We start from the raw sequence: 23,420 nt of genomic DNA, 5'->3' as shown, positions 1-23,420 counted from the left end.
CGGGCAATAATTGCGTATCGAAAGAGCAGCGACAGGTACAACCTCGAGATGAATCGGAAGCAAACTAGTTATGAGAGGTTAACTGCCCGGAAACGCCCGATTGGAGAAGACTAATAATCAGTCAGGTTGAAGAAAATGCCCACTGATTAATTTCACTTTATACTGTTATGGCGACAGTAAAGGAAGCAGCTGTTTTCTCTTTTACTTCCTCTAAAGTAACACCCTCTGCTAATTCTATAAGCTGCATCCCTTCATCGGTAAAATCAAAAACAGCCATATCTGTAATTAATCTATGCACAACGCCCTTTCCTGTTAACGGTAGCTCACATTGTTTTTTTATTTTTGACTCACCGTTTTTATTGACATGCTCCATTACAACGACTACTCTTTTTGCCCCGACTACAAGGTCCATGGCACCTCCCATACCTTTCACCATTTTCCCTGGGATCATCCAGTTCGCAAGGTCACCCGTTTCCGATACTTCCATGCCACCTAAAATAGCAAGATCAATATGACCGCCACGAATCATGGCAAATGATTCGGCGCTATCGAAGAAGGAAGCGCCAGGAACAGCTGTTACCGTTTCTTTACCTGCATTAATTAAATCAGGGTCGACTGCGTCTTCTACTGGATATGGACCAATACCAAGAAGACCATTTTCCGATTGTAAAAGAACGTCATAATCAGACGGAATTGCATTGGCCACTAGCGTTGGGATACCAATACCTAAATTGACGTTCATGCCGTTTTGTATTTCTTTTACCGCTCTATTTACGATTTTTTGTCTTGTATCAGCCATCACACATCCCCCTTTTTCACCGTCAAACGCTCGATACGCTTCTCATAATTGCCACCTAGTAAAACGCGTTGCACGAACACTCCCGGAGTATGAATATGATCCGGATCTAACTCTCCTACTTCAACAATTTCCTCTACTTCTGCAATCGTAATTTTTCCTGCCATGGCAGCTAGAGGATTAAAGTTACGCGATGTTTTTCTGAAAACTAAATTTCCTAGCTTGTCTGCCTTCCATGCTTTGACAAGGGCAAAATCTGCCACAATACCTTTTTCTAAAATATATTCCTTACCATCAAAAACCTTTACATCTTTTCCCTCAGCAATAGGTGTTCCAACACCAGTAGCTGTGTAAAAGCCCGGAATTCCAGCTCCGCCAGCCCGCATACGTTCGGCTAACGTACCTTGTGGTGTCAATTCTACTTCAAGCTCCCCGCTTAAAAACTGCTGTTCAAAAATTTTATTTTCACCTACATAGGATGCAATCATTTTTTTGATTTGTTTATTTGCCAATAAAAGCCCTAAACCCCAATCATCCACACCACAGTTATTGCTTACAACTGTTAAGTCCTGCGTTCCCCTTTGGACTAGTGCCGCAATTGATTTTTCAGGGATACCACATAGCCCAAAGCCCCCTACAGCTAATGTATCCCCATCTTTAATATCAGCGACGGCTTCCTCAAACGAATTCCATACTTTCCCCTTCCCCATATCGAAACCCCCTAAAATTGCTCAGTTATTAAGAAAAATTCTACCTTAATACTATTTTATAAGTAAAGGAATAAATTAGAATATTATTTATTCTAAAAGTGCATAAATCAATTTTCAGAACGTATTGTATTGAGTAGCTGCTTTAAGGCAAAAGATTGATATGTATTCTTCTTCGTAATAACACCTAAACGCCATGGCATGTCAAAATGAAGTAACGGAATAATTTTGACATTTTTATTCGTGTGCTTTGCAGCTATTGAATATGGTAAAAGTGTCACCCCTAAATTCGAGGAAACTAGTTCCACTATTAAATCCCATTGCGAGCTTTTATAGCCGATTATTGGTGTAAATCCTGCGCTTTTACATGATTTTATAACATAATCATGCAGTGTGAATTCCTCTGTGAAGATAATGAATGATTCATTTTTTAAATCTTGTAATAGAATACGGTCCTGCTGAGCCAATGGATGGGACTCATTAATAAAGACAAAAAATTGGTCCTCCACAAATGATTGGATGGTAAATTTCCTTTCGTCTGTAGGTATGACAACAATCCCCATATCAACATCGCCATTTTCTACTAATGTTCCGATCATTTTAGCTCCACGTTCCACGAGCTCTAAATGCACCTTTGGATATTGCTTATGAAACTTTCGCGCGATTTCAGGGAAAAATAGTGTGCCAATTAATGGTGGTATCCCTAATTTAATCGTACCTGTTTCGATGCTCGATAAATCATCCAATAATATATGTAAATCGTGTACAGAACGTATTATTTTTTGTCCTTGTTTATAGACGATACTACCTGCGTCTGTTAACTCTATATTGCGTGTAGATCGGTTTAATAACTCTACATGAAGCGCATTCTCCAACTTTCTAATGCTTTTGCTTAATGAAGGTTGTGATACAAAGGATTCATTAGCTGCCTTTGTAAAGCTCCCATGTTCAACGACAGTCATAAATGCTTGTAAATCTCGCAACTCCATATACATACCCCCATTTATTCTAATTTGTTATAAAAAATATTCCCCAAACCGCTATGTAATAATAAATTCTCCTCATATTCTAGCAATCCTTCTTCTTCAAAATAAGTAGATCAAAACAATAGCGCTAAGGTTTTGTTATGATTTCAATAGTATTTAATTCAGCAATAACAACAGCGACTTTATTTCTACATTACGCTTGTTTTATCGTACTTAATACCAATTTTATCTTTTCTAATTCGTATTTCTATGTACAATTAGCAGTAAGGGATGGACGAAAAGGAAGGGGGAATTTTAACATGAAAACGTTAACGAGAATTTCAAATGCTATTATGGAGAAATATTTACCTGATCCATATATATTTGTCACTATACTCACCGTATTGACGTTATTATTAGGGGTTACATTAACAGATTCTTCTCCGCTCGATATGGTAATTTATTGGGGAGATGGTTTTTGGAAACTATTGGAATTTACAATGCAAATGGTGATTGTCTTGGCTGCAGGTCACATTTTGGCGAATAGCCCAGTCTTTAAAAAGGGCTTAGCAGCCATTGCAAGTAAAATAAAAACACCAGGTATGGCAATTATTATTATTACATTCGTATCACTATTAGCTTGCTGGATTAACTGGGGATTCGGACTTGTCATTGGTGCCCTTTTTGCAAAGGAAATTGCTCGTCACGTTAAAACGGTAGATTATCGCTTATTAATTGCTAGTGCCTACTCAGGCTTCGTAATTTGGCATGGGGGATTAGCTGGCTCAATTCCGTTATCCATAGCAACTGAAGGTCATAAGTTCGCTGACATTATGGGGATCATACCAACAAATGTTACACTTTTTTCAACATATAACTTATTTATAGTCATCGTTATCGTCTTTACTTTACCGTTGTTTAATCGTTGGATGATGCCAAAGGAAGAAGATACGGTTGTAGTTAACCCTGCTTTATTAGTTGAAGAAAAAACAGAGTTACCTAAGCCCGAAAACAACTTTGCCAGCCGCTCTGAACGTAGTTATATTTTAACGATTTTAATAGCTATTATCGGACTTGTTTATTTAGTACATCATTTTATGACGAAAGGCTTTGTTCTTGATTTAAATGTGATTAATACGATTTTTATTGTATTAGGGGTCATTTTCCACGGGACACCACAGCGCTTCCTTGCTGCTGCACAAGATGCCATTAAAACGACAACAGGTATCGTTTTTCAATTCCCGTTTTATGCAGGGATTATGGGCATGATGACCGCTTCTGGTTTAGCTGCCGTATTCTCACAATGGTTCGTTCATATTTCCAATGAACATACATTTTATTTGTTTACATTTTTCTCAGCAGGACTTGTTAACTTCTTTATACCATCAGGCGGTGGACAATGGGCAGTACAAGCTCCTATTATGTTAGACGCTGCAACCACTTTAGGTGCCGACTACGCTAAAACTGCTATGGCAATCGCGTGGGGTGATGCTTGGACGAATATGATTCAACCGTTCTGGGCACTACCAGCCCTTGCAATCGCTGGCTTAAAAGCTAGGGATATAATGGGCTTCTGTTTATTCGTTTTAATCTTTACAGGCATTATTATTAGCATCGGCTTCCTTTTCTTCTAACTAAATATAGAGTTTTAAACTTCACTGGATGTTTATCCGTGAAGTTTTTTATTTACCCTCCGGGTGTAATTCACTAATACACTCGTTAGTTCAAAATGCTGTTAAGAGGTAATGTTGCACCGCACAAATTAACTCTGATTCACAACAAAATGAAGAAAGAAGTGTATCGATCAACTTAAGAACCATTCAAATGTATTAACTGCAAACACGAAGCTAATGCAGACTTAAATGCAGCCAGCAACATTGCTATGGACGACATCGAAGAAATCATTAAAAATCAAATTGAAGTACAAAAACAACAAGCCAGCAAGACGATGACCAAAAAGCTGCTCTTTAAATAAACGACTTTGGATATCGGTTAACTGGCTAGCACATTCAATGTTCTCCATAAAAAAAAGCGCTAGGTAACCGCAGTTAGCCAACGCCTCATTCATTATTGTTAAGAAGGTTTTATTTCCAGTCCTTCTTGATCTTTGAATTTGCCGACAATAATCATAATTAAATCGATCAATGTCCAGATACCTAGTCCACCCAAAGTTATAATCATTAAAATACCAGTACCAATTTTACCTGCGTAGAAGCGATGTATTCCTAGACTGCCTAAAAAGAAACATAGTAAAATCATTGCTATATAGTTTTTTTCCGAAGTTTGTTGTTGCATTTTATCAATCTCCTTTCTTTTATTATGTAAAGAATTTACTCAATTTCCATCCAAAAGTCTACCATTCTTTGACGTTTTTCTCAACACCTTAATCTATCTTTTATGGCTAAAAAAGTGCCTTTCAATCATAGTTGATCAGCCCTTATGCATTGCTATTTATTATGTAGATCTTATGTGATTTTGCCGAAAACAATCATAAACATTGATTAATACCTAGATACCCAAGCAATCTATCTAAAGTTACAATCATTATTATCTTTCTAGCCTAGAAGTGGTGAACTCCGAAATAACATAGAAAGAAGCAAAGTAACATCGTTACCATATAACTTCTATCTGATGAGTAATACATTTTTCAATCGCATTAGTTATACATAAGAATGGATTTTCTCATGAGAACCTCTTGTTCCCTCATAGCACTTCACCCATAAAAAATATTTAACGCTCGGTCTAAAGACATCACTACGCCTCCTAATTAACAAATCTAATATATAAAAAAAGAGGATATATGCTCTTATATTGAACATAATATCCTCTTATTAGTTTAGTCCATTTAACATTAGTGGGCTTTCTCGAATGCTAGCTTAATGCCAAACCCAATTAGTACTACACCTGTCAATCCTTCGATAACCGTTTTCGTCGTTGGCTTTTTCATAAATGCGCTAATTTTATCCAACAAGTAAACATAAAATACAAACCAAAATCCCGTTAATGCAGTATAAATAAGCCCCATTATAAGAAATGGCATAAATGTACCGCTTTTACCATCTACAAACTGAGGTAAAAATGTTAGAAAAAATACAGCCACCTTTGGGTTTGTAACGTTCGTTAAGAAGCCTTGTTTAAAGCATGATTGCTCTGAATATTTATGTTCAATTTGGGTTTCGTCTTGTACAACTGGAGACTGTGTACGTATTAATCGTAGTGCCCATAAAGTTTTAATACCTAAATAGCATAAATAAACCGCGCCGACGTATTTTAAAATGGTAAATACATATGCTGACTTTACAATAATCGCGGAAAGTCCAATAACCGCTGCAAAAGTATGGATCAATAATCCACAGCACGAACCGAGTAAAGTTTGTAAGCCTCCCTTTCTGCTTACGGTAAGTGTATTTTTTGTTGCAATGGCGGTATCCGGACCAGGCAAAATAATTAATAAAATGCACATTAATAAAAACACAGATATGTTCACCACTTTAACGCCCCCCTATTAGTCAGAAAATTATAAAAATAATTTTAACATAAATAAGGATTCACAAAAAGACACAGTGAAAATTTATCCAATGTATTTATAATTGACATATAACCTTAAGGTGTTATATATTCGTAACACCTTAAGGTTATATTTTAGCGAAGGAGTTCATTTTAAATGACAGAAAAACTAGAGAATATTGTTAAAACAGTTACACTCAATGCACCGATTGAAAAAGTATGGGAAACAGTAACGGATGCTGAAAAGATTGCTTCTTGGCTTATGCCAAATGATTTTAAGCCTGTTGAAGGTCATGAGTTTACAATTCAATCACCGTTTGGTCCTTCACCATGTCGAGTTGAACAAGTAGATGCTCCACATTTTGTTCGTTTTGCATGGGATACAGATGGATGGTTTGTCACTTTTGAACTGAAAGAACTTGGTGAGCAAACTGAATTCACATTAACACATGGTGGCTGGAAAGAAGCTTCACATATCATTCCTAAAGCTAACATGCCTGCTGAAGCCATTCGTACAACAATGGAGGGCGGCTGGACAATGCTGATCGGCAAAAAATTAAAAGAAGTTGTGGAATCACAATGACACAACTTGCTGTAAAGTATGATGTTTTTCAAGCAATCGCTGATCCAACAAGACGTCATGTCCTACAGCTACTTGCCGCAAGTGATAAACCGATCTCACTTATTTCTGAGAATTTTTCTATAAGCAGAACTGCTGTTGTAAAGCATTTGAAAATTTTAGAGCAAGCTGAGCTAGTGTCTGCTCAGAAAAAGGGACGAGAAAAAATATACACATTACATGCCGAAAAACTAAAAGAAATTGAAGACTGGCTTCAGTACTTTGATTTATTTTGGGATAATAAATTGGCACAATTACAAAGTATTTTTGAAGAAAATTAAATGTAACGGAGCTGTCCCTACTATTAGACAGCTCCTCGTTTAATAAAGATAAAATAAACCACCATTAATAATTTCTATTTTAATTTTTGTATCGTATTGTTCCTCTAACGCCTTCTTTTCGATGTCATAGCATTCTGGCTTCTCTTCTTCTTCCTCATAAAAATAATCAAGTACACGTTGATCATGCTGCCATCGTTTTTTTGCTTCGGTAGCCCATGAATGGTCATCCCGTTCAATAATCTGTTCAATAGTAGCATGTAATCTTTCGAGTGCTCTAAGAGGCTTAATGATATATTGAACATGAAAAGCATTGTCTGCTGGGACAGTGTCAAATTCAGATGTACAAATCGTCTCTTGAAAATCCTCTTTTATGATCCCGGTTAACAAGTTTATGCCAAATGAATAAAGTGTTTCTTTCGTTCGATCGCAGCAATACGACACTTTAAAGTTGACACCTAGCCAAGGCGTTAGGATAACTTGCCCTATTTCATTATCCACCTTTTCAAAAAGCTGAACATAAGCTCCTAGCTCCCTTGTTGCTTGAAAAAGCTGGTTCATTCTTGGAGAACCAAAATGAATAGCTTCTCCATAAAGGTTCCCTGCTGATGCTGTTTGATTTGTAATGAAAGTTACTTGAGCTGGATTTGCCTCACTGTTTGTAGCTTCTACGTATTGCCAATAAAAAGGGCGATTCATTATTCTTTTATCAATATCAACCGTTAATTGTACAGTAAGATAATGCTGATCTTCTCCTAATATAGGGCAATTAGTTTCATTAAAAAATTGGCGTAAATAACTATGAACTTGCTGTGGATACATGGTCCTTCTCCCTTACACTAAACAGATTCTTTAAAGTTAGATAGAATCGCATCTAAATCGCCTACTACCTTTTCGAACACATCAATTTTCGTATGAAGCAATGCTAATATGTTCTCTTCAATCGTATTGACAATAGCCAGATTATAAATATGGACATCATGCTCTTGCCCTAATCGATGTACGCGCCCTATTCGTTGCTCTAGCTTCATAGGATTCCAGGGCAGATCATAGTTAATGACATGATGACAAAATTGAAGGTTAATCCCTTCGCCGCCTGCCTCTGTTGCGATTAGAACCTGTGCCCTTTCCTTAAAAAGATGCTTCATATAATCACGTTTACTTTTATTATATTTACCGTTGAATAGGACACTCGTTATACCGTTAGAATGTAAATACCACTGCAAGTAAATTTGCGTAGCTCTATACTCTGTAAATATAATTACTTTGTCTTTGGCCTGTTCGACTATTTCAAGGGTCTTTTTCGCCTTTGAATTCACTTCTAAAGCCATTAATTTTGCTAGTATTCCTTCAATTTCTTGTGGCTGTGCATTGTCTTCAAGCATTTTAGTTAATGTTAAACCTGTTGCTTCCTTGCTACTACACATTTCCTTTTGCAATGTAATCATTGAAAATGAGCCTGTATTTTGAAGCGTTCCAAGCAGATTATAAACTTCCTCTTCTTCCTTCGTGAATTCGATCGGAATAATTTGAACACGGCGATTTGTCCATTCAATACCCGTGTCTTCTCTCCTATTCCTCACCATCACCTGATTCACTAATTCCTTTAAAAAATCATCATGCTCTAAATCATGCTTACTTGCCGAAAATGCAGCTTGAAATGTATCATAATTGCCAAGATGACCAGGCTTAAGTAAGGAAATAAGATAAAATAATTCAAAGACATCGTTTTGAATCGGTGTAGCCGTTAATAATAAACAGAACTTTTTCTTTAAGCTTTGGACGAATTCATAAATTTGTGTTTTATGATTTTTTAATTTATGAGCCTCGTCGATAATTATCATGTCGTAACCCTGCTCATAAATTCGCTCTTTGTGAGGACTCTTCTTTGCCGTATCCATACTCATAATAAGGACATCATGGCGCTCAATCTGAACATTTTTCTTATAAGCTACTGCCGGAATGTGAAACTTTATATTTAATTCTTCAACCCACTGATTAACAAGAGATGCTGGCGCTAATATTAATGCTTTTTTTACAAGGCCACGAATCAAATATTCCTTTAAAACTAAACCTGCTTCAATCGTTTTACCTAGACCTACTTCGTCAGCTAAAATCGCCTTACCATTCATACGTTCAATGACTGTCTCTGCTGCTTCCAACTGATGCTTAAGCGGCTTTAAATTTGGTAAATACTTCGTTGCCTGTAAACCTGTGAAATCAGGAATTAGCTTCATTTTCACAATGTCATAATTCATCTTGTACAATGTCCAACTATCCCATTTTCCATGTTCATGCAGTTTATTGATAAAGCCTTCTTCCCATTCGGACGACCTTTCTATTTTCATGATCATCACCTCATACCATTATTTCTAAAGTTTAGGTTGTCCAAAAAAGAAAAAGCTATGTTAAACTTTTGCGAAAGAAAAACTTCTGATGAGTTTTTCCATCAGTTCAATCAATAAAGCTTAGAACTTTTATCAATTTTATGCGTTTCAAAAATAGATGCTAAGACCTCTGTTATCGCTTTCGCAAAGGTAAAACATTGCTGAAGATATATTCTTAGCGAAGTAGTTAATTGTAGTGGAGGCTGGGTGATTCCTTGGGGATCAGCGTCAAAGATGGAACCTTACAGTGAAGCGACAGCATGAACGGAAATCAACCCCACGTTTTGCACTGCGCAAAAGTCCTACTCCTTTTTTAGCAAATTCATAATATATTGCCTTAATTTCGTACAATTTAAAAGGATAATGGTATTAAGATAGTCTTTTTATTTACTTCCTTTTTTCATACAATTAAAGAAGTATCACTTTTCCAAAAAATAACGCTTTAAAAACGAGATTATGCCTAATTTAATAGGGCTTACATATAACGAGGAGGTTACTATGAAAATTCTTGAAGCATTGACATTGACAATGCCTTACATTCATTCAGCTATGAAAGGCGAGTCCATGATTGGATTAGTAGATAAAGAGAGTGAGAGTATTATTGCTTATTTACCTGGGAAACGGATAGATTCTGGGTATAAAATTGGACAAAAAATTCTCCCAGGTGATGTAATTTTACATCTCCCACTTAAAGGCAAAAGTACTGATGCACCTGTACCAAAAGAATTTTATGGTGTGGAATTTAACGCATTTTCTTTTCCAGTTCGTGAAAATGGACAAATCGTAGGCGCGCTAGCCTTTGGAATACCTAATGACCATTCTCTACAAATGGAGAAATATATTGTTACTATGAATGATATTATCCAGAATCTACAGGATAAAGTACATACAATCGCCTCTCATTCGGAGGAGCTAGCTGCAACTAGTGAGGAAATTAATAAGCAGACACAATTTGCTTTAGAGGATGCTGAAAAAACAAATGGTATTACGGATTTGATAAAAAATATTTCTCGTCAAACCAATTTACTCGGATTAAATGCATCAATTGAGGCAGCACGTGCAGGTCAACATGGTGCCGGTTTTAATATAGTTGCACAAGAAGTTCGCAAGCTGTCTACTGAAACAACTATTGCTACTGATAACATTGAAACCTCACTTCGAAGCATCAATCATAATCTTGAAAATTTAAAGCAAAACATGACTCAAATAAATGGTGCCACAAACGAACAGGCACAACTTGTTCAGGACTTTAGTGAAATCATTGATGAGCTTAATACGCTTAGTATCGAAATGAAGGGTTTTATGTCTAACGTAATGTAATAAAGGCATATATCAACGGAAAAATCCGGCTCGCTTTCTGTGGTCAATCTAGAACCACATAAGTCTGCGCGGATTTTTTACTTTTAGGCGGGCCAACAGATGTCTTTTGCGCGAAAGCGTGAGTGAAACGTAGCGGCAGCAGCACGATGTTGGTCACGAAGGCGTTATCACAGGATGTGATGCTTTTATCCTTCGTTCCTCTATTGCTGACCCCCAAGGAGTCGCCCAGTCGGAACGAAGGTCAACTATTTACATAGTAGACGTTTTAACAAAAAGTCAGCCACAACTTTTGGTGATGAACCCTGTATGATTACTTTTTGGTACACTATTGAAAAAAAACAAAAAATGAGGTCAACATGACAAGGAAAATATTCATTCTACATGAGATTTATGGCGTCAACGATTTTATAAAAATGCAAGCTGAAGCATACTGCAATGCTAACACTACTGTTGAATGCATTTCTTTATATTCAGACGATAGAATATTTCAATATGAACAAGAACAGGAAGCCTATGAATATTTCATAAGTGAAGTTGGCTTTGATGCTCCTCTCGGTAAACTAACCGAAAAAATATTAGACGCTAGGACACATTTTGATGAAGTACTTTTAATCGGATTTAGTGTAGGTGCAACATTAGCTTGGAGACTATCCTCGCTACCATTACAAGGTATCATTTGCGTTTATGGTTCACGCATTCGCCAATACTTGGATATAAGCCCCTCCTGTCCGACGCTCGTTATTTTACCAAGTTATGAGAAAAGTTTTAATGTCCACGAATTAAAAGAAATACTCGATACATTTCCATTTGTTCAAACGAAACAATATAAAGGTCAGCACGGTTTTATGGACTTTCATAACGCAAACTATCTGCATGGTAGTTTTTTACAATCGCAAACTGAAATCTCGCTATTTTTGGAATCAAATGAAGGCAAGGAGGACTAAGTAATGAACCAAAATGAAAGCATAATTATTGACCCTTATATAGAAGGAGGAAATGTAATTTATCCAAACTTTCACCTATCTATGCAGCCAGGTATTATTATCGGCATCCATACGGATGTGTCAAAAATACATACATTAACACAATGGTTTTCGAAGCAAAGTAATACGTATACACATTTTCGTGAAAATGCCTTGTATGAGCGACTGACGGTTCGAGAATATATTAACTTTTGCTTAAAGCTTTTCAATGCTTCTTCTGAAAAGATGGAGGATCTATTAAAATTATTTGCTTTAATGGAGCAAAAAAGCATTAAAATTAGCAAGCTTTCGAATGGAGAAAAGCAACGTTTAAAATTGATTCATACATATCTCAATCAGGCACACATATATGTTTTAGAAGAGCCATTCCAAAACCTAGATGAATTTTCTAAGCAAAACGTCATTCAGCTATTGGATGCACTTCGAAAAAAGAATAAAACAGTCATTTTATTATCTAACAATCTTGAGGATTTAATTATTTCGAGTACAGAAGTACATAGACTGGATATTACGGGCATACATGCATTAGACGTTAAAGAGGATGGAACTGAACCAACTCCCCCCTCTCAAGAAAACGTACCGATTCGACTTGATAAAATCCCTACAAAGAAAAATGATAAGATTATTTTATTTAATCCCCCGGAAATCGATTATATCGAAAGTGTTGAGGGTATTGTTTCACTATATGTTGCAGGTGAAGCCTTTCCATGTACATTATCATTAAATGATCTTGAGCAAAAACTGACACCGTTCGGCTTCTTTAGAAGTCATCGCTCTTATATCGTGAACTTACAAAAGGTACGGGAAATCATTACGTGGACTCGCAATAGCTATAGCTTAGCCTTAAACAGCAATGAAAAGACCGTAGTACCTTTGTCGAAAAATAAACTCGCAGATTTAAAGGAAATACTCGGAATTTAGTAGATTTCCCAGGAAATAAACGACTCCTGTCAGCTGATATATTTCGCCACTAAAGGTCATTTCACAGCCTTTCACCTGTAATTTAATGTTGAGACCCTTATTGTCCCTTATAGTGTAGATATGAACAACAACATAGGGAGGTTTTCAAATGAACGCAGTAATCGATGTTCAGCATTTGAAAAAAACATTTAATAAGGAAACAGCATTACAAGATGTTTCATTTTCCATTCAAAAAGGTGAAATATTCGGCTTTCTTGGACCTAGCGGATCCGGAAAAACTACTACTATAAAAATATTAACAGCACAAACTGAAAAAACTGCTGGCGACGTTTTATTGTTTGGCCGCCCCGCAAATGAGATGAAACAAAGTAATAATCGTAAACGCTTCGGTATTTTAACGGATAATAGCGGACTATATACGCGTCTTTCAATCGAGGAGAATTTATTACTATTCAGTAATTTATATCAATTACCTAAATCATCCATAAAAGAAGCGTTGGATTTTGTTAACTTATACGGCGATCGTAAAAAGAAGATTAGTCAGCTTTCTAAAGGAATGATGCAACGTGTTACACTTGCACGTGCTATCATGCATAAACCCGAATTATTATTTTTAGACGAGCCAACTTCTGCTCTCGATCCTGTTAATACACAGCATATTTATAATGGCTTGCGCAAATTAAACGAGATGGGTACGACAATATTTTTAACAACACATGATATGAGTGAAGCCGAAATACTTTGTGATCGTGTAGCCTTCTTACATAAAGGTAAAATTCGAGCAATTGGTGCGCCAAAGGACTTGAAAAAGGAGTTTGGCGATGACTCTATTACAGTTGAACTAAAAAATGGTGCTAGTGAGGTCATTCAAAATGGAACACAGGATGCTGAAAAACTGTTTCATTGGATGCAATCTAACGAAGTTTCTCGGATATATACGAACGAGCCTACACTAGGGAATATTTTTATGCAAATAACAGGGAGTGATTTAGTATGAACATTTCAATGTCACGTATTCAGGCTATTTTTATGAAGGATTATAAGGAATTTTCACGTAACTACGCGGTATCCGTTATGGTATTTATGCCACTTGTCTTTGCATTTTTGTATAATAAATCGGGCTCCGCTACTATCGCCATCTATATTCTTTCAATTAATATGGCATTTTCTATGGTGACTACCTACGTACAATGCTGTCTAATTGCAGAAGAGAAAGAAAAAAATACGCTTCGCAGTCTCATGCTTTCCCCTGCTTCACTTGGCGATATTTTAATCGGTAAAAGCTTGTTTGTCTTTATCATTACAATGGTAGTTGTAGCCTTAACTATATTCATCGCTGGCTATAACCCAGCTAACCTTTTCATCTTAGCTATCGCTTTAATACTTTCAACTGTGTTTTATATTGCACTAGGAACATTATGTGGATTATTCTCCAAAACGATTATGGAAGGATCTCTTATCACTCTACCTGTTGTCCTTATTTTCTCATGCGGCCCTCTTGCACTAGCTTTATCTTCTGCTAGTCCGATTGTAAAGATTGCTGAATGGTTACCAAGCTCTCAATTAGTACTATTAGCTGAAGCTTTAGAAGGATCATACACAACACCGGATGTCATTATTCCAATAGCTTCAATCATCGTTTGGTCACTAGTAACTTGGATTGTAGCAGGATTTATTTATAAAAAGAGAATGGTCGACTAATTTTAATTAAAAGTCAAGAGTTAGAGTAATACCATAATTTATAACATTATAAAGAGGTATTTTTAAGCTGAACTAATTCAAACAATTTAGTTCAGCTTTTATTTATAAAATCGTGTTAAAAGATGTGCGTTCTAACTGAACCGTAACAAGACAATTCGCTTCAAAGGGCTTAGTACATCAAGGTTTTAAACTACTCGTATGCTGGGGCGGTTTACTTTTTTTGCTGAGAAAATATATGTAAGGATGTAGGTTAGTTTGAAGTCTTGATAAAATAAAGCCCGATGTAATAAAAAGTTTAATCCGTTGTTAATTTCATTTTTCTAAAGGAGATTTCGATTGTGTTATTCGTGTTGCTACGAAACAAGTAATTATGATAATTACTGATAAAATCAAAAATTCCTTATGTAATCCAAACGCAATGGCTTCTTTTATGCTTTGTAAATTTGAGTTTGAAAGTGCAGTATCATGGTTATTATTGAATATCTGACTAACATCTATATGTGATGAATCTTGCTGTTTACTTAGATATTTTGTCGCTTGTGTCATAGAGATAGCTGTAAATACTGCAATTCCGATTGTTTGACCTAAACTCTGCATAAATCGAAAAGATGCAACTGATATTCCTCTTAATTTCCAGTCAACTTCAGACTGAACCACTACTGTATATGTTGTGGTAGCGAATCCCATTCCTGCACCAATGAACGCTGTATAAATCATAAATAACCATACAGGCGTTTCAATTGAAGCTGATGACAATCCTAAACAACCGATAAAAATAATAATAGAACCCAACAAAGTAATAAATCTAAAAGACTTTTTAGAGATAAGCCTGCCAGCTATAATGGAGCATAGAGGCCACATTATTGAGATTGGTATCATAACTAATCCTGATTCGGTTGCTCCACCACCATAAACGCCTTGAATCCATAAAGGAATGTGGAATGAAATAACAATAAACACAGAGCCTAATAAGAAAATAGCTAAGTTAGCTACTGTAATGGGACGAAGCGAAAAAAGTTGTAATGGAATAAGTGGCTCTGGGGATTTACGTTCAATAATAATAAAAAGTATAAAGCTTATAATACTTACGGATAAGGTTAGTAGAGTAAGCATTGATTCCCATGGCCGATTTAATATGTACAATAAAGAGATAATTGCAATGGTAAAAGTAATAATTCCGCTATAATCAATATATCGTTTTTTCTTTTCAAATGTTTCATGCAGAGAAATAAACAATAAAAACATAGAAATGAACCCAAATGGAATGTTTAAATAAAATACCCATCGCCAAGAAACATAGTCAACTAAAATTCCTCCAACTAAAGGACCGACAATTCCTGCGATTCCCCATACACTACTGAGCCAACCTTGTACTTTTGCTCGTTGCTCAAAGGGATAAATATCTCCGATGATCGTAAAGGTTATACTGGATAAAGCACCGGCTCCAATGCCTTGAAGTGCTCGAAAAATAATAAGCTGTAACATGTTTTCGGATAAGCCACATAAAATAGACCCGATTAAAAATATTGTTATTCCTATATTAAACATCATTTTGCGACCAAATAAATCCGCTAGCTTTCCGTATATTGGGGTAGTGATTAATAGGGTCATTAGATAGGCAGAAACAACCCAGCTCATCATTTCTATACCACCTAAATCACCTACCATTTTCGGCATCGCGGTTCCTACGATAGTACCCTCAATTGCAGATAAAAAAGTGGCAATGAAAATAGCCACCGTAACATTTCTTGTATTCGTCTTTCTATTCATTAATACCCTCCTTAATTATTCCTCAAGGTTTAAATGTTGAACAAGTTTGCTTAAGGAGCTGGATAAACTTTCTAATTCCTCGTCGGTTAAAACTGAAAATGAATTTCGGTTACTTTCTTCACATAATGGTTTGATTTGTCTCATAGTATCTTTTCCTTTTGAAGTCAATCTTGTTCTAGTAATCCGTCGATCTTCAGCGTCTGGAAATGTCTCGAGATACTCCCCATTTTGTAAACGTTCAACAAGCCCAGTAATTGTTTGTTTCGTAACTAACGTATCTAAGCGAAGATCTTTTAAGGTTACTTCTTCCTCGCGCAGAATGGTCCCCAAAATCATCCATTGTTGTGCACTTTTTAAACCAACTTGTTGTGCCAATCCGCCTCCAATTCTTCTAAGTAAACTAGATGCACGAAAAACGTCTAACATAATATCCAAATACATTTCATCTCGTTCTTTTTTCATATCGTACCCTCCATAAAGTCAATATATTGACAATTGGATTGTAGCAAAGTCCAGAAAAATAGTCAATATACGAACTAATAAAAGGTATGATAACCTCTACTACCGGACTCTAACTAATGCTGTACCTATATTCAAAGTATAAACTTACAAATCCTGTTATTAATGTAAAAAATAAAAAATGTACAACATATTAAACTAGTAAGGATGAAATCAATCCTTTTGTACAACTACTTGTCTTTAGCGCTACAGGGTTGACCATTCTTTTTACCCCAATTTCTCTGTAGTATCAACTAGCAACTGCTGCAAATGTTTTTTCACTTGTGGCCATTCTTGTAGCGTAATGCTGTACATCACAGTATGACGAGTCGTACCATCCTTCCGTACCATATGATTACGTAAGACCCCCTCCTTTGTTGCCCCTAAACGTTCAATCGCCTTTTGAGAACGTAAATTTTCGTGGTCTGTTTTAATTTGAACACGTTGTAAGTTGAGTACCTCAAAACAGTATTGTAATAATAAATATTTGCAATTCGTATTAATGGCCGTACGCCAAAAAGCCGGTGTTATCCATGTAGTACCTATTTCAAGTCGTTTATGCGTTTCATCAATGTCCATAAACCGAGTCGAACCAATGATTTGCTCAGATTTTTTATCCACAATTACAAATGGAAACTCAGTTTTTTCACGCTTTGTTGCTAATGCCTTGTCCACAAAGTTATTCACATCGAGCATTTTCTCAATTGTTGTGGACATGTGGGGCCATATCTCTGGATAACTAGCTGCTTCCAATAACCCTTGCGTGTCCTGTTGTTCTAACGGCTTCAGTAATACTACCTCATTTTCTAATGCTTTAAAATTCATATGCTTCACTCCTTTTTTATTATTTAACGATATTTTTGATATGATAGGTAGAACCAATTTTTTTAAAATACACCATACCAGGAGGTGCAATATTTTGGAGTTATCGATCTCATTTACTGGAGATGCGTCGAAATACGTGCAAATCTACGAGGAATTAAAACAAACCATTTTAGGGAAGAAAATACTGGCCCATGAGCAATTGCCATCTAAACGAACGCTGGCTAAAACGCTTGGTGTTAGTGTCCATACGATTAAAGAAGCTTATGAACAATTACTAGCTGAAGGCTATATTTATAGTAAGGAACGCTCTGGTTATTTTATAGCGCCCTTTGAATTTGAATGGGAACAGCAGCAAAATCAGCACATATCCCCAGCTATAACACCAACTACATATACTATAAAATTTGATTTTAATAACGGACATGTGGATAAGGACGCTTTTCCATTTTCAATCTGGCATAAGCTGTTGAAAAAGCACTTTAATGTGGATAATTTAACAACAAGTCCTTGGCCTGGAGAAGCTATATTACGTACGGAAATCGCTCGCTATGTTGAACGATCAAGAGGAGTTACTTGTGAAGCATCACAGGTGTTCGTTTATAGTGGTACACAAAATCAGCTTCAGGCTCTCTGTCACTTTTTTGGCCAAAAAGCGCATGTTGGCTTAGAGGAGCCTGGCTTTAGAAGAGTACGTGCAACATTGCAACAATGTGGATTAATAACTCATGCTATTCCTGTTGATAACTTAGGGGTATCAATACCGAAAGAATTCATCCACATGTTATACACAACACCTGCACACCAGTTTCCGCTCGGGATGGTCATGCCGGTTGAACGGCGTGCAGAACTTCTACAATGGGCTAATTCTGCGAAGGCATTTATTATTGAGGATGATTATGACTCGGAATTTCGTTATAAGGGGCTCCCTATCCCCTCTTTAGCAAAGATGGATCAGCTGCAACGTGTTATTTATTTCGGAACCTTTTCTAAAACACTTATCCCATCGCTCCGTATTAGTTATATGATTTTGCCTAAATCGTTAGTCGAAAAATTTATGCTTTTTAATCAGGAGCAAAAATCTGTTGTCTCAAAAATAGATCAGCTTGTATTAGCCGATTTCATTGCCCAAGGCTTATTCGATAAGCATTTAGCCAAAATGCGTACCATTTATCGTAAAAAGCAACAGACGTTACTAGCAGCTATTAACACCCAATTTTCTGAGGAATTCGAAGTAATTGGTGAAAAATCTGGGCTACACATCGTAATGAAGTTACCAAAAAGGCTATCTGAACATAATGCCATTAGGCTGGCACAGGAGGTAGGAATTAAAGTCTATCCATGCTCATCCTCCTATCAGCAAGGCTCTAAACATGCTATGGTCATTATGGGTTATGGTGGGCTAACCGTTGAGCAAATTAACGAAAGCATTGCATTACTTGCAACAGTTTGGAAATCCCCATAAACCTTTTTATAGATAAAAAAAGATGACCCTGACAGTACATATCAGCGTCATCTTTTCATCATTTAGTCAATATTAATATCTACCACTACATTTTTAAGGTACTCATCAAGATTCCCTTTATTTACAGTCTGCATAATAGTTGATCGTTTTTCCCTGTTCTCTAAAGCTTCAATGATTAAATTACCAACGTTTGGGTAGTAATGCAACCAGTCGAAAAAGTCGTTCTCATTCGCCGTTACTTCATTCACACCATGGAAGCTGTACACGGTACCAAACACACCTACCATATCATTCATCCATCTACTATAAGCCTCGTAACGATTTTCATTATGCAAAATGGTCTGAAGCCGTTTAGCAGGCATTAATTCTGTAAAGACCACTAGTTCTGTATTCGGGAATGCATCTTTTATAGCTTGAAGCCTTTTTCGATAGTCGGTATCGTACATAAAAGGCTTAGCTGTCTCTGCTTTAAAATTCTTCTGGAATTTTTTCCACCCCAGCTCCATACCATCATTTGGATACGTAGTTTGTGCAATATTATGACGTGTGTAACTGCGCGCACCGTCGTAATGATTTGCTTTTGAAATATCATAATTAAAAAGAGCATAATGCATTGTGCTTGCTGAAAATAAGGACTTTATTGCATAAAAAGGTGCCTCCGACGTCTCGATATAAGTTTGCGGCGGATTCGATGTACTAGGTTTGCCAGCATTTGCCGAATCAAAATATAACTCAATAAAAATTCTCTTAAACGGCTTACCATTTTTCTTTTCAGCATATTTCATGTAAGGCAAATATTCTGTAATATGCAGCCCGCTCAATGAATAGTTATAAACATTTTCTTTTGTAAAAGCCCTCTCATCAAGATACGTAATCCTGCTCGTTCCCATTAATAAACTATCATAGTTAAAATCATGGCTATTGATATAATTTGTTTTTAATTGTCTTTCATCAAAGCCAAGCTGATAGTCGTTAAAGTCATTCGCATGTGTGTAATTCCAAAGAGGGTCAATATAATAATTGAAACCCATAATTCCGAAAACAGGTAATCCTATTACTACGAAAGATGTGGCAAATAATTTTACTAACCATTTTTTCGGATCCAAGTTCATTCACACCTTTATTTAGAAATTAAAATATAAGAATATACTATTTTTTTGCATATAGTAAATGGATACTAGCACTAGTGCAATCATAAATTGCGTATAAATAATTGCTCCCCAATTAAATTTCATCTTATCCATTAATTGAATAGAATTTAATGCCGTAAATGCAATAACAAGTGTGATTAAGAGTCCTACAACAATCACTATTGGATCACTGAATGATAGTCCCAAAATATTAAAAGCTTCCGCTTGCGCAAAATTCGTGTGCGGCTCCGTAAAGAAATTAGTAATAGCTGTCATGTTTGGCGTAAACATTTTGGCTATAATAGTATTTGCTTGCTCAATACTTGTTGCACGGAAATATACCCAAGCGATATTAACAAATTGGAAAGTCATAAACCATGAAAGTAAATACGGAAGCTTAATACGTGTTTTACTAAAAAGTCTCACAACTACAGACGCAAAGCCATGCATCAGTCCCCACAAAATGAAATTCCATCCTGCACCATGCCAAAATCCACTGATGAAGAAAATAATTAATATATTTAGATAGGTTCTATATGCCCCTTTACGACTACCACCTAATGGAAAATAGACATATGTAGTTAAAAACCGGTTCAACGTCATATGCCACTTTTTCCAAAACTCCTGAATATTACGTGCTTTATAAGGAGAGTAGAAATTTACTGGCAGTTTAATATTAAATAATAATGCTAAACCGATCGCCATATCAGAATATCCACTAAAATCATAATAAAGTTGCACTGTATACGATAATGAGGTAATCCAAGCTTCTATAAAACTTAAGTTACTATAATTGGCAAAGCCTTCATTCGCCCATATGCCTACCGTATCAGCAATAACAACCTTCTTGACTAAACCAATTGCAAAAATAAATAAACCTCGTGCAACATGTTCATGAATAATTTTACGATTTCCCTTAGTATCATACTGCGGAAGCATTTCATCATGCTGAACAATTGGTCCTGCAATTAACTGCGGGAAAAACAAAATAAACAGCGCATAATGGCTAAATTTATAATGAGCTGTTCCATCACGATAACTATCAACAATAAAAGCAATTTGTTGGAATGTAATAAAACTAAGTCCTAATGGTAGCAATAAGTGCAACAGTGCAAAATTTGTACCAAATAAACTATTTATATTACCAATAAAGAAATCGGTATATTTATAGTAACAGAGAATGATAATATTGAAGATAACGCCAATTATCATATACGTTTTTCTCCAACGACTATTGGTACGACTAATTATCCGACTTAAAGCAAAGTTCACAACTATTGAGATTGTGATGATTGCTAAATAAGTTAACTTAAAATAGCCGTAAAAAATCAAAGAGCTCAGTACCAACCAATAGATCGCATATTGCTGGTTTCTGAAACGATTTAATAAAAAATAGATAATAAATGTTATAGGTAAAAACAAGAAAATAAATTCAAAGGAATTAAAAAGCATTGCACCACTCCCCTAATTGCCATTCCTTTATATTCAAAATTTAAGACCCCTCACCACAACATTTCCGTTCCGCGCTTATCTGAAGGCGTTCGCTTGCGCTCAGGGATCATCCAAAGGACCAACAAATCAACCTAAAAACACGACACACGTTAAACAAATATTTAGTGAAGAGCCTATCAAATTTAATGTTTTAATATTATATTTACATCACTTAAATTAGCCATATAACACTTTAACATTGATACACTCGCAAAATCTAAATGAAATAAATACCATTGTTATATTCATTATGTATTTAAAGAGGCCAAATATTATATTATACTAAAAAGTTAAGCTAAAACAAATAACGATTTCAAAATAAGGTAGAGAAAGACAAAAACCTATATAATAATACCTCATTTTAACAATTGTTTAAAGGAAATTCTTGTTTGTAGTCGAAAAATGAAAGTTAGAATAATACCTACAAATAATGTGGTGATTCCTAATAGGGTTTTTACTAGTTTGCATTCATTCTATTAATGGGTGGGTTTGATTCACAACCATGCTTTTTTAAAGCTAAAAGATCTAAAACAAACATAACCTCTGTATAGCGTGTTGATCACTATACAGAGGTTACTTTTATTTATATTTTAATTAAAATCTTCCCTTGATGCTGACGACTTTCCATCAAATCATGCGCTTTCTGCATATCTTCTAATGCAAAGATATTAGCAATTGGTACTTGGAAACTTTCATCCTTCAATAAGGTAAACATCTCCTGTGCAACTTGTTGTAGCATTTCAGGGTTAGAAGCTCGAGTCGTTCCAAGACTAAAGCCTTTCACATTGCGGCAGCTACTATGCAAGTCAGATGTTTTTATATTCCCGGCTTTACCACCGCTATTTCCAAATTGCACTAGCGTACCATACGGAGCTAAACAGTTAAAACTCTCTTCCGTAATATCCCCGGCAATGGAGTCAAAAATAATGTTAACACCATGACCATCCGTATATTCATTCACTTTCGCACTAAAATTATCGTATGTCAGTACATGATGGGCACCTAGTTCAAGGGCAATTGTCGCTTTCCTCATATCACCAACAGTACCAATAATCTTCTTGGCACCTAGCTTTTTTGCCATTTGAATGAGCATCGTTCCTACCCCACCAGATGCAGCATGAATTAATACGCTATCTTCTGAGCTAATTGGAGCGATTTGATGTGCCAAAAGATAGGATAGAAACAAAACCGTTGGCACAGCGGCTGCCTTTTCCAAAGGAACATCATTCGGAACTTTAAAGACTAGCTGCTCTTTGGCCACCACATATTCTGCATATGCTCCATTTTTCGGGAATGCAATAACTTGGTCTCCCCTTTTAAAATTACTGTTCCCATCAAAAACCTCCTCAACTACACCAGCTACATCTAAGCCGAGTATCATTGGGAAATTTGCTTTTGCTTTATTACCTTTTCTATTTTTAATATCAGCAAAATTCACACTCGTATACGTCGTCCGTATTAATACTTCCCCTGCTGAAATAGTGGGCTTTGGACATTCCACATACTTTAAAACATCAGAAGTACCAAACTCATTAATGATCACAGCCTTCATAAATTTCCCCCTCCTTGTTATAGTTACATTATAAAATAAAAAGGAATAAATAGTAGGTATTTCCATTGAAATGAAAATGGTGAAAGAACAATACAACAGAATCTCTATACTCCAACTGCCGCTTTGTCGGGGCTATCCATGATTTTGGCTGTTCTATCCATGTATTTTACCGCTCTATCCACGATTTTGACGATTCTATCTATCTTTGGCTCTTCTTTCCGTAGCTCAGATTTCTTTCCGTCGTTCTGACTGTTCCTTCCGTCGCCTGGGCTCTTCTTTCCGTCTCTGATTTCCTTCCGTCGCTTTGACTGCTCTTTCCGTCGCTCTGGCTCTTCTTTCCGTCGTTCTGACTGTTCCTTCCGTCGCCTGGGCTCTTCTTTCCGTCACTCTGATTTCCTTCCGTCGCTTTGACCGCTCTTTCCGTCGCTCTGGCTCTTCTTTCCGTCGTTCTGACTGTTCCTTCCGTCGCCCGGGCTCTTCTTTCCGTCACTCTGATTTCCTTCCGTCG

The 23,420-nt window shown here is 36.2% G+C and carries 23 protein-coding genes; 9 read left to right on the top strand and 14 right to left on the bottom strand.

The window, feature by feature from the left end; all coding sequences use genetic code 11:
- Positions 1-157: 157 nt before the first annotated feature.
- The 3 genes from PVA17_RS11405 to PVA17_RS11395 form a co-directional block, all read right to left on the bottom strand.
- Positions 158-799: a 3-oxoacid CoA-transferase subunit B gene (locus PVA17_RS11405; protein ID WP_132363758.1), complete on the bottom strand. Its 642-nt coding sequence runs from the start codon at positions 797-799 to the stop codon at positions 158-160.
- Positions 799-1,506 (bottom strand): CoA transferase subunit A, encoded by a 708-nt coding sequence (locus PVA17_RS11400; RefSeq protein WP_132363759.1) that lies wholly within the window; start codon positions 1,504-1,506, stop codon positions 799-801. Before PVA17_RS11400 ends, PVA17_RS11405 begins: the two co-directional genes overlap by 1 nt.
- Positions 1,507-1,613: 107 nt before the next feature.
- The gene (locus tag PVA17_RS11395) at positions 1,614-2,492 is read right to left on the bottom strand and encodes a LysR family transcriptional regulator (RefSeq protein ID WP_274067747.1); all 879 of its coding nucleotides are present in this window, start codon (positions 2,490-2,492) and stop codon (positions 1,614-1,616) included.
- 296 nt (positions 2,493-2,788) lie between these two features.
- Here PVA17_RS11395 and PVA17_RS11390 point away from each other — a divergent pair, with 296 nt between their 5' ends.
- The gene (locus tag PVA17_RS11390; protein ID WP_132363763.1) at positions 2,789-4,102 is read left to right on the top strand and encodes a short-chain fatty acid transporter; all 1,314 of its coding nucleotides are present in this window, start codon (positions 2,789-2,791) and stop codon (positions 4,100-4,102) included.
- Positions 4,103-4,541: 439 nt separating this feature from the next.
- Here PVA17_RS11390 and PVA17_RS11385 read toward each other — a convergent pair whose 3' ends face one another.
- Both PVA17_RS11385 and PVA17_RS11380 read right to left on the bottom strand, forming a co-directional pair.
- Entirely contained in the window at positions 4,542-4,763 is a 222-nt protein-coding gene (locus PVA17_RS11385; RefSeq protein WP_132363765.1) for a TM2 domain-containing protein, read from the bottom strand.
- Between the two features lie 556 nt (positions 4,764-5,319).
- Positions 5,320-5,958 carry a LysE family translocator gene (locus PVA17_RS11380; RefSeq protein WP_274067746.1) on the bottom strand — a complete coding sequence of 213 codons (639 nt, stop codon included), beginning with the start codon at positions 5,956-5,958 and terminating at the stop codon, positions 5,320-5,322.
- Positions 5,959-6,132: 174 nt separating this feature from the next.
- Between PVA17_RS11380 and PVA17_RS11375 the strand changes: the two genes are divergently transcribed.
- Together PVA17_RS11375 and PVA17_RS11370 are read left to right on the top strand one after the other, a co-directional pair.
- Complete coding sequence (locus PVA17_RS11375; protein WP_132363769.1) at positions 6,133-6,558, top strand: SRPBCC family protein; 426 nt, start codon at positions 6,133-6,135, stop codon at positions 6,556-6,558.
- Positions 6,555-6,875 (top strand): ArsR/SmtB family transcription factor, encoded by a 321-nt coding sequence (locus PVA17_RS11370; RefSeq protein WP_132363771.1) that lies wholly within the window; start codon positions 6,555-6,557, stop codon positions 6,873-6,875. Before PVA17_RS11375 ends, PVA17_RS11370 begins: the two co-directional genes overlap by 4 nt.
- 39 nt (positions 6,876-6,914) lie before the next feature.
- Here PVA17_RS11370 and PVA17_RS11365 read toward each other — a convergent pair whose 3' ends face one another.
- Both PVA17_RS11365 and PVA17_RS11360 read right to left on the bottom strand, forming a co-directional pair.
- Complete coding sequence (locus PVA17_RS11365; RefSeq protein WP_274067745.1) at positions 6,915-7,694, bottom strand: YqhG family protein; 780 nt, start codon at positions 7,692-7,694, stop codon at positions 6,915-6,917.
- 17 nt (positions 7,695-7,711) lie between these two features.
- On the bottom strand, positions 7,712-9,226 hold the full coding sequence (locus tag PVA17_RS11360) for a DEAD/DEAH box helicase (protein ID WP_132363775.1): 1,515 nt from the start codon (positions 9,224-9,226) through the stop codon (positions 7,712-7,714).
- A 531-nt stretch (positions 9,227-9,757) separates the two neighbouring features.
- Here PVA17_RS11360 and PVA17_RS11355 point away from each other — a divergent pair.
- From PVA17_RS11355 to PVA17_RS11335, 5 genes are all read left to right on the top strand, one after another.
- Positions 9,758-10,579, top strand: coding sequence for a methyl-accepting chemotaxis protein (locus tag PVA17_RS11355; RefSeq protein WP_274067744.1), 822 nt, complete (start codon positions 9,758-9,760; stop codon positions 10,577-10,579).
- A 356-nt stretch (positions 10,580-10,935) separates the two neighbouring features.
- Positions 10,936-11,523, top strand: coding sequence for a dienelactone hydrolase family protein (locus tag PVA17_RS11350; RefSeq protein ID WP_274067743.1), 588 nt, complete (start codon positions 10,936-10,938; stop codon positions 11,521-11,523).
- Between the two features lie 3 nt (positions 11,524-11,526).
- Positions 11,527-12,483: a LytTR family transcriptional regulator DNA-binding domain-containing protein gene (locus PVA17_RS11345; RefSeq protein WP_274067742.1), complete on the top strand. Its 957-nt coding sequence runs from the start codon at positions 11,527-11,529 to the stop codon at positions 12,481-12,483.
- 148 nt (positions 12,484-12,631) lie between these two features.
- On the top strand, positions 12,632-13,480 hold the full coding sequence (locus tag PVA17_RS11340; RefSeq protein WP_274067741.1) for an ABC transporter ATP-binding protein: 849 nt from the start codon (positions 12,632-12,634) through the stop codon (positions 13,478-13,480).
- Positions 13,477-14,184: an ABC transporter permease gene (locus tag PVA17_RS11335; RefSeq protein ID WP_274067740.1), complete on the top strand. Its 708-nt coding sequence runs from the start codon at positions 13,477-13,479 to the stop codon at positions 14,182-14,184. The genes PVA17_RS11340 and PVA17_RS11335 overlap by 4 nt, the downstream gene beginning before the upstream one ends.
- A gap of 312 nt (positions 14,185-14,496) precedes the next feature.
- On the opposite strand, the gene PVA17_RS11330 is transcribed toward PVA17_RS11335, so the two are convergent.
- The 3 genes from PVA17_RS11330 to PVA17_RS11320 all read right to left on the bottom strand — a co-directional run bounded on the left by PVA17_RS11330 (position 14,497) and on the right by PVA17_RS11320 (position 17,277).
- Positions 14,497-15,954 (bottom strand): MDR family MFS transporter, encoded by a 1,458-nt coding sequence (locus PVA17_RS11330; RefSeq protein WP_274067739.1) that lies wholly within the window; start codon positions 15,952-15,954, stop codon positions 14,497-14,499.
- Between the two features lie 15 nt (positions 15,955-15,969).
- A complete protein-coding gene (locus tag PVA17_RS11325) occupies positions 15,970-16,416 on the bottom strand; it encodes a MarR family winged helix-turn-helix transcriptional regulator (protein WP_274067738.1) in 447 nt (148 codons plus the stop codon).
- A 264-nt stretch (positions 16,417-16,680) separates the two neighbouring features.
- Positions 16,681-17,277 carry a GNAT family N-acetyltransferase gene (locus PVA17_RS11320; protein ID WP_274067737.1) on the bottom strand — a complete coding sequence of 199 codons (597 nt, stop codon included), beginning with the start codon at positions 17,275-17,277 and terminating at the stop codon, positions 16,681-16,683.
- A gap of 94 nt (positions 17,278-17,371) precedes the next feature.
- Between PVA17_RS11320 and pdxR the strand changes: the two genes are divergently transcribed.
- Positions 17,372-18,739, top strand: coding sequence for a MocR-like pyridoxine biosynthesis transcription factor PdxR (gene pdxR, locus PVA17_RS11315; RefSeq protein WP_274067736.1), 1,368 nt, complete (start codon positions 17,372-17,374; stop codon positions 18,737-18,739).
- A gap of 62 nt (positions 18,740-18,801) precedes the next feature.
- On the opposite strand, the gene PVA17_RS11310 is transcribed toward pdxR, so the two are convergent.
- From PVA17_RS11310 to PVA17_RS11295, 4 genes are all read right to left on the bottom strand, one after another.
- Positions 18,802-19,845: a hypothetical protein gene (locus PVA17_RS11310; protein ID WP_274067735.1), complete on the bottom strand. Its 1,044-nt coding sequence runs from the start codon at positions 19,843-19,845 to the stop codon at positions 18,802-18,804.
- Positions 19,846-19,863: 18 nt separating this feature from the next.
- Positions 19,864-21,321, bottom strand: a complete 1,458-nt coding sequence (locus tag PVA17_RS11305) for an MBOAT family O-acyltransferase (RefSeq protein WP_274067734.1) — start codon at positions 21,319-21,321, stop codon at positions 19,864-19,866.
- Between the two features lie 622 nt (positions 21,322-21,943).
- Positions 21,944-22,912, bottom strand: a complete 969-nt coding sequence (locus PVA17_RS11300; protein ID WP_274067733.1) for a quinone oxidoreductase family protein — start codon at positions 22,910-22,912, stop codon at positions 21,944-21,946.
- A gap of 225 nt (positions 22,913-23,137) precedes the next feature.
- Positions 23,138-23,299 carry a hypothetical protein gene (locus tag PVA17_RS11295; RefSeq protein ID WP_274067732.1) on the bottom strand — a complete coding sequence of 54 codons (162 nt, stop codon included), beginning with the start codon at positions 23,297-23,299 and terminating at the stop codon, positions 23,138-23,140.
- Positions 23,300-23,420 lie beyond the last annotated feature (121 nt).

Source organism: Lysinibacillus sp. CNPSo 3705, assembly GCF_028674935.1.
Taxonomy (GTDB): Bacteria; Bacillota; Bacilli; order Bacillales_A; family Planococcaceae; genus Lysinibacillus.
The sequence above is the reverse complement of the archived record's forward strand: the minus strand, read 5'-3'. Positions and strand labels throughout refer to the sequence as shown.

What these genes read in the sequence shown, in the direction of transcription:
- PVA17_RS11405 (WP_132363758.1), bottom strand. Translation starts at nt 799, where the DNA reads ATGGCTGATACAAGACAAAAAATCGTAAATAGAGCGGTAAAAGAAATA.
- PVA17_RS11400 (WP_132363759.1), bottom strand. Translation starts at nt 1,506, where the DNA reads ATGGGGAAGGGGAAAGTATGGAATTCGTTTGAGGAAGCCGTCGCTGAT.
- PVA17_RS11395 (WP_274067747.1), bottom strand. Translation starts at nt 2,492, where the DNA reads ATGGAGTTGCGAGATTTACAAGCATTTATGACTGTCGTTGAACATGGG.
- PVA17_RS11390 (WP_132363763.1), top strand. Translation starts at nt 2,789, where the DNA reads ATGAAAACGTTAACGAGAATTTCAAATGCTATTATGGAGAAATATTTA.
- PVA17_RS11385 (WP_132363765.1), bottom strand. Translation starts at nt 4,763, where the DNA reads ATGCAACAACAAACTTCGGAAAAAAACTATATAGCAATGATTTTACTA.
- PVA17_RS11375 (WP_132363769.1), top strand. Translation starts at nt 6,133, where the DNA reads ATGACAGAAAAACTAGAGAATATTGTTAAAACAGTTACACTCAATGCA.
- PVA17_RS11370 (WP_132363771.1), top strand. Translation starts at nt 6,555, where the DNA reads ATGACACAACTTGCTGTAAAGTATGATGTTTTTCAAGCAATCGCTGAT.
- PVA17_RS11365 (WP_274067745.1), bottom strand. Translation starts at nt 7,694, where the DNA reads ATGTATCCACAGCAAGTTCATAGTTATTTACGCCAATTTTTTAATGAA.
- PVA17_RS11360 (WP_132363775.1), bottom strand. Translation starts at nt 9,226, where the DNA reads ATGATCATGAAAATAGAAAGGTCGTCCGAATGGGAAGAAGGCTTTATC.
- PVA17_RS11355 (WP_274067744.1), top strand. Translation starts at nt 9,758, where the DNA reads ATGAAAATTCTTGAAGCATTGACATTGACAATGCCTTACATTCATTCA.
- PVA17_RS11350 (WP_274067743.1), top strand. Translation starts at nt 10,936, where the DNA reads ATGACAAGGAAAATATTCATTCTACATGAGATTTATGGCGTCAACGAT.
- PVA17_RS11345 (WP_274067742.1), top strand. Translation starts at nt 11,527, where the DNA reads ATGAACCAAAATGAAAGCATAATTATTGACCCTTATATAGAAGGAGGA.
- PVA17_RS11340 (WP_274067741.1), top strand. Translation starts at nt 12,632, where the DNA reads ATGAACGCAGTAATCGATGTTCAGCATTTGAAAAAAACATTTAATAAG.
- PVA17_RS11335 (WP_274067740.1), top strand. Translation starts at nt 13,477, where the DNA reads ATGAACATTTCAATGTCACGTATTCAGGCTATTTTTATGAAGGATTAT.
- PVA17_RS11330 (WP_274067739.1), bottom strand. Translation starts at nt 15,954, where the DNA reads ATGAATAGAAAGACGAATACAAGAAATGTTACGGTGGCTATTTTCATT.
- PVA17_RS11325 (WP_274067738.1), bottom strand. Translation starts at nt 16,416, where the DNA reads ATGAAAAAAGAACGAGATGAAATGTATTTGGATATTATGTTAGACGTT.
- PVA17_RS11320 (WP_274067737.1), bottom strand. Translation starts at nt 17,277, where the DNA reads ATGAATTTTAAAGCATTAGAAAATGAGGTAGTATTACTGAAGCCGTTA.
- PVA17_RS11305 (WP_274067734.1), bottom strand. Translation starts at nt 21,321, where the DNA reads ATGCTTTTTAATTCCTTTGAATTTATTTTCTTGTTTTTACCTATAACA.
- PVA17_RS11300 (WP_274067733.1), bottom strand. Translation starts at nt 22,912, where the DNA reads ATGAAGGCTGTGATCATTAATGAGTTTGGTACTTCTGATGTTTTAAAG.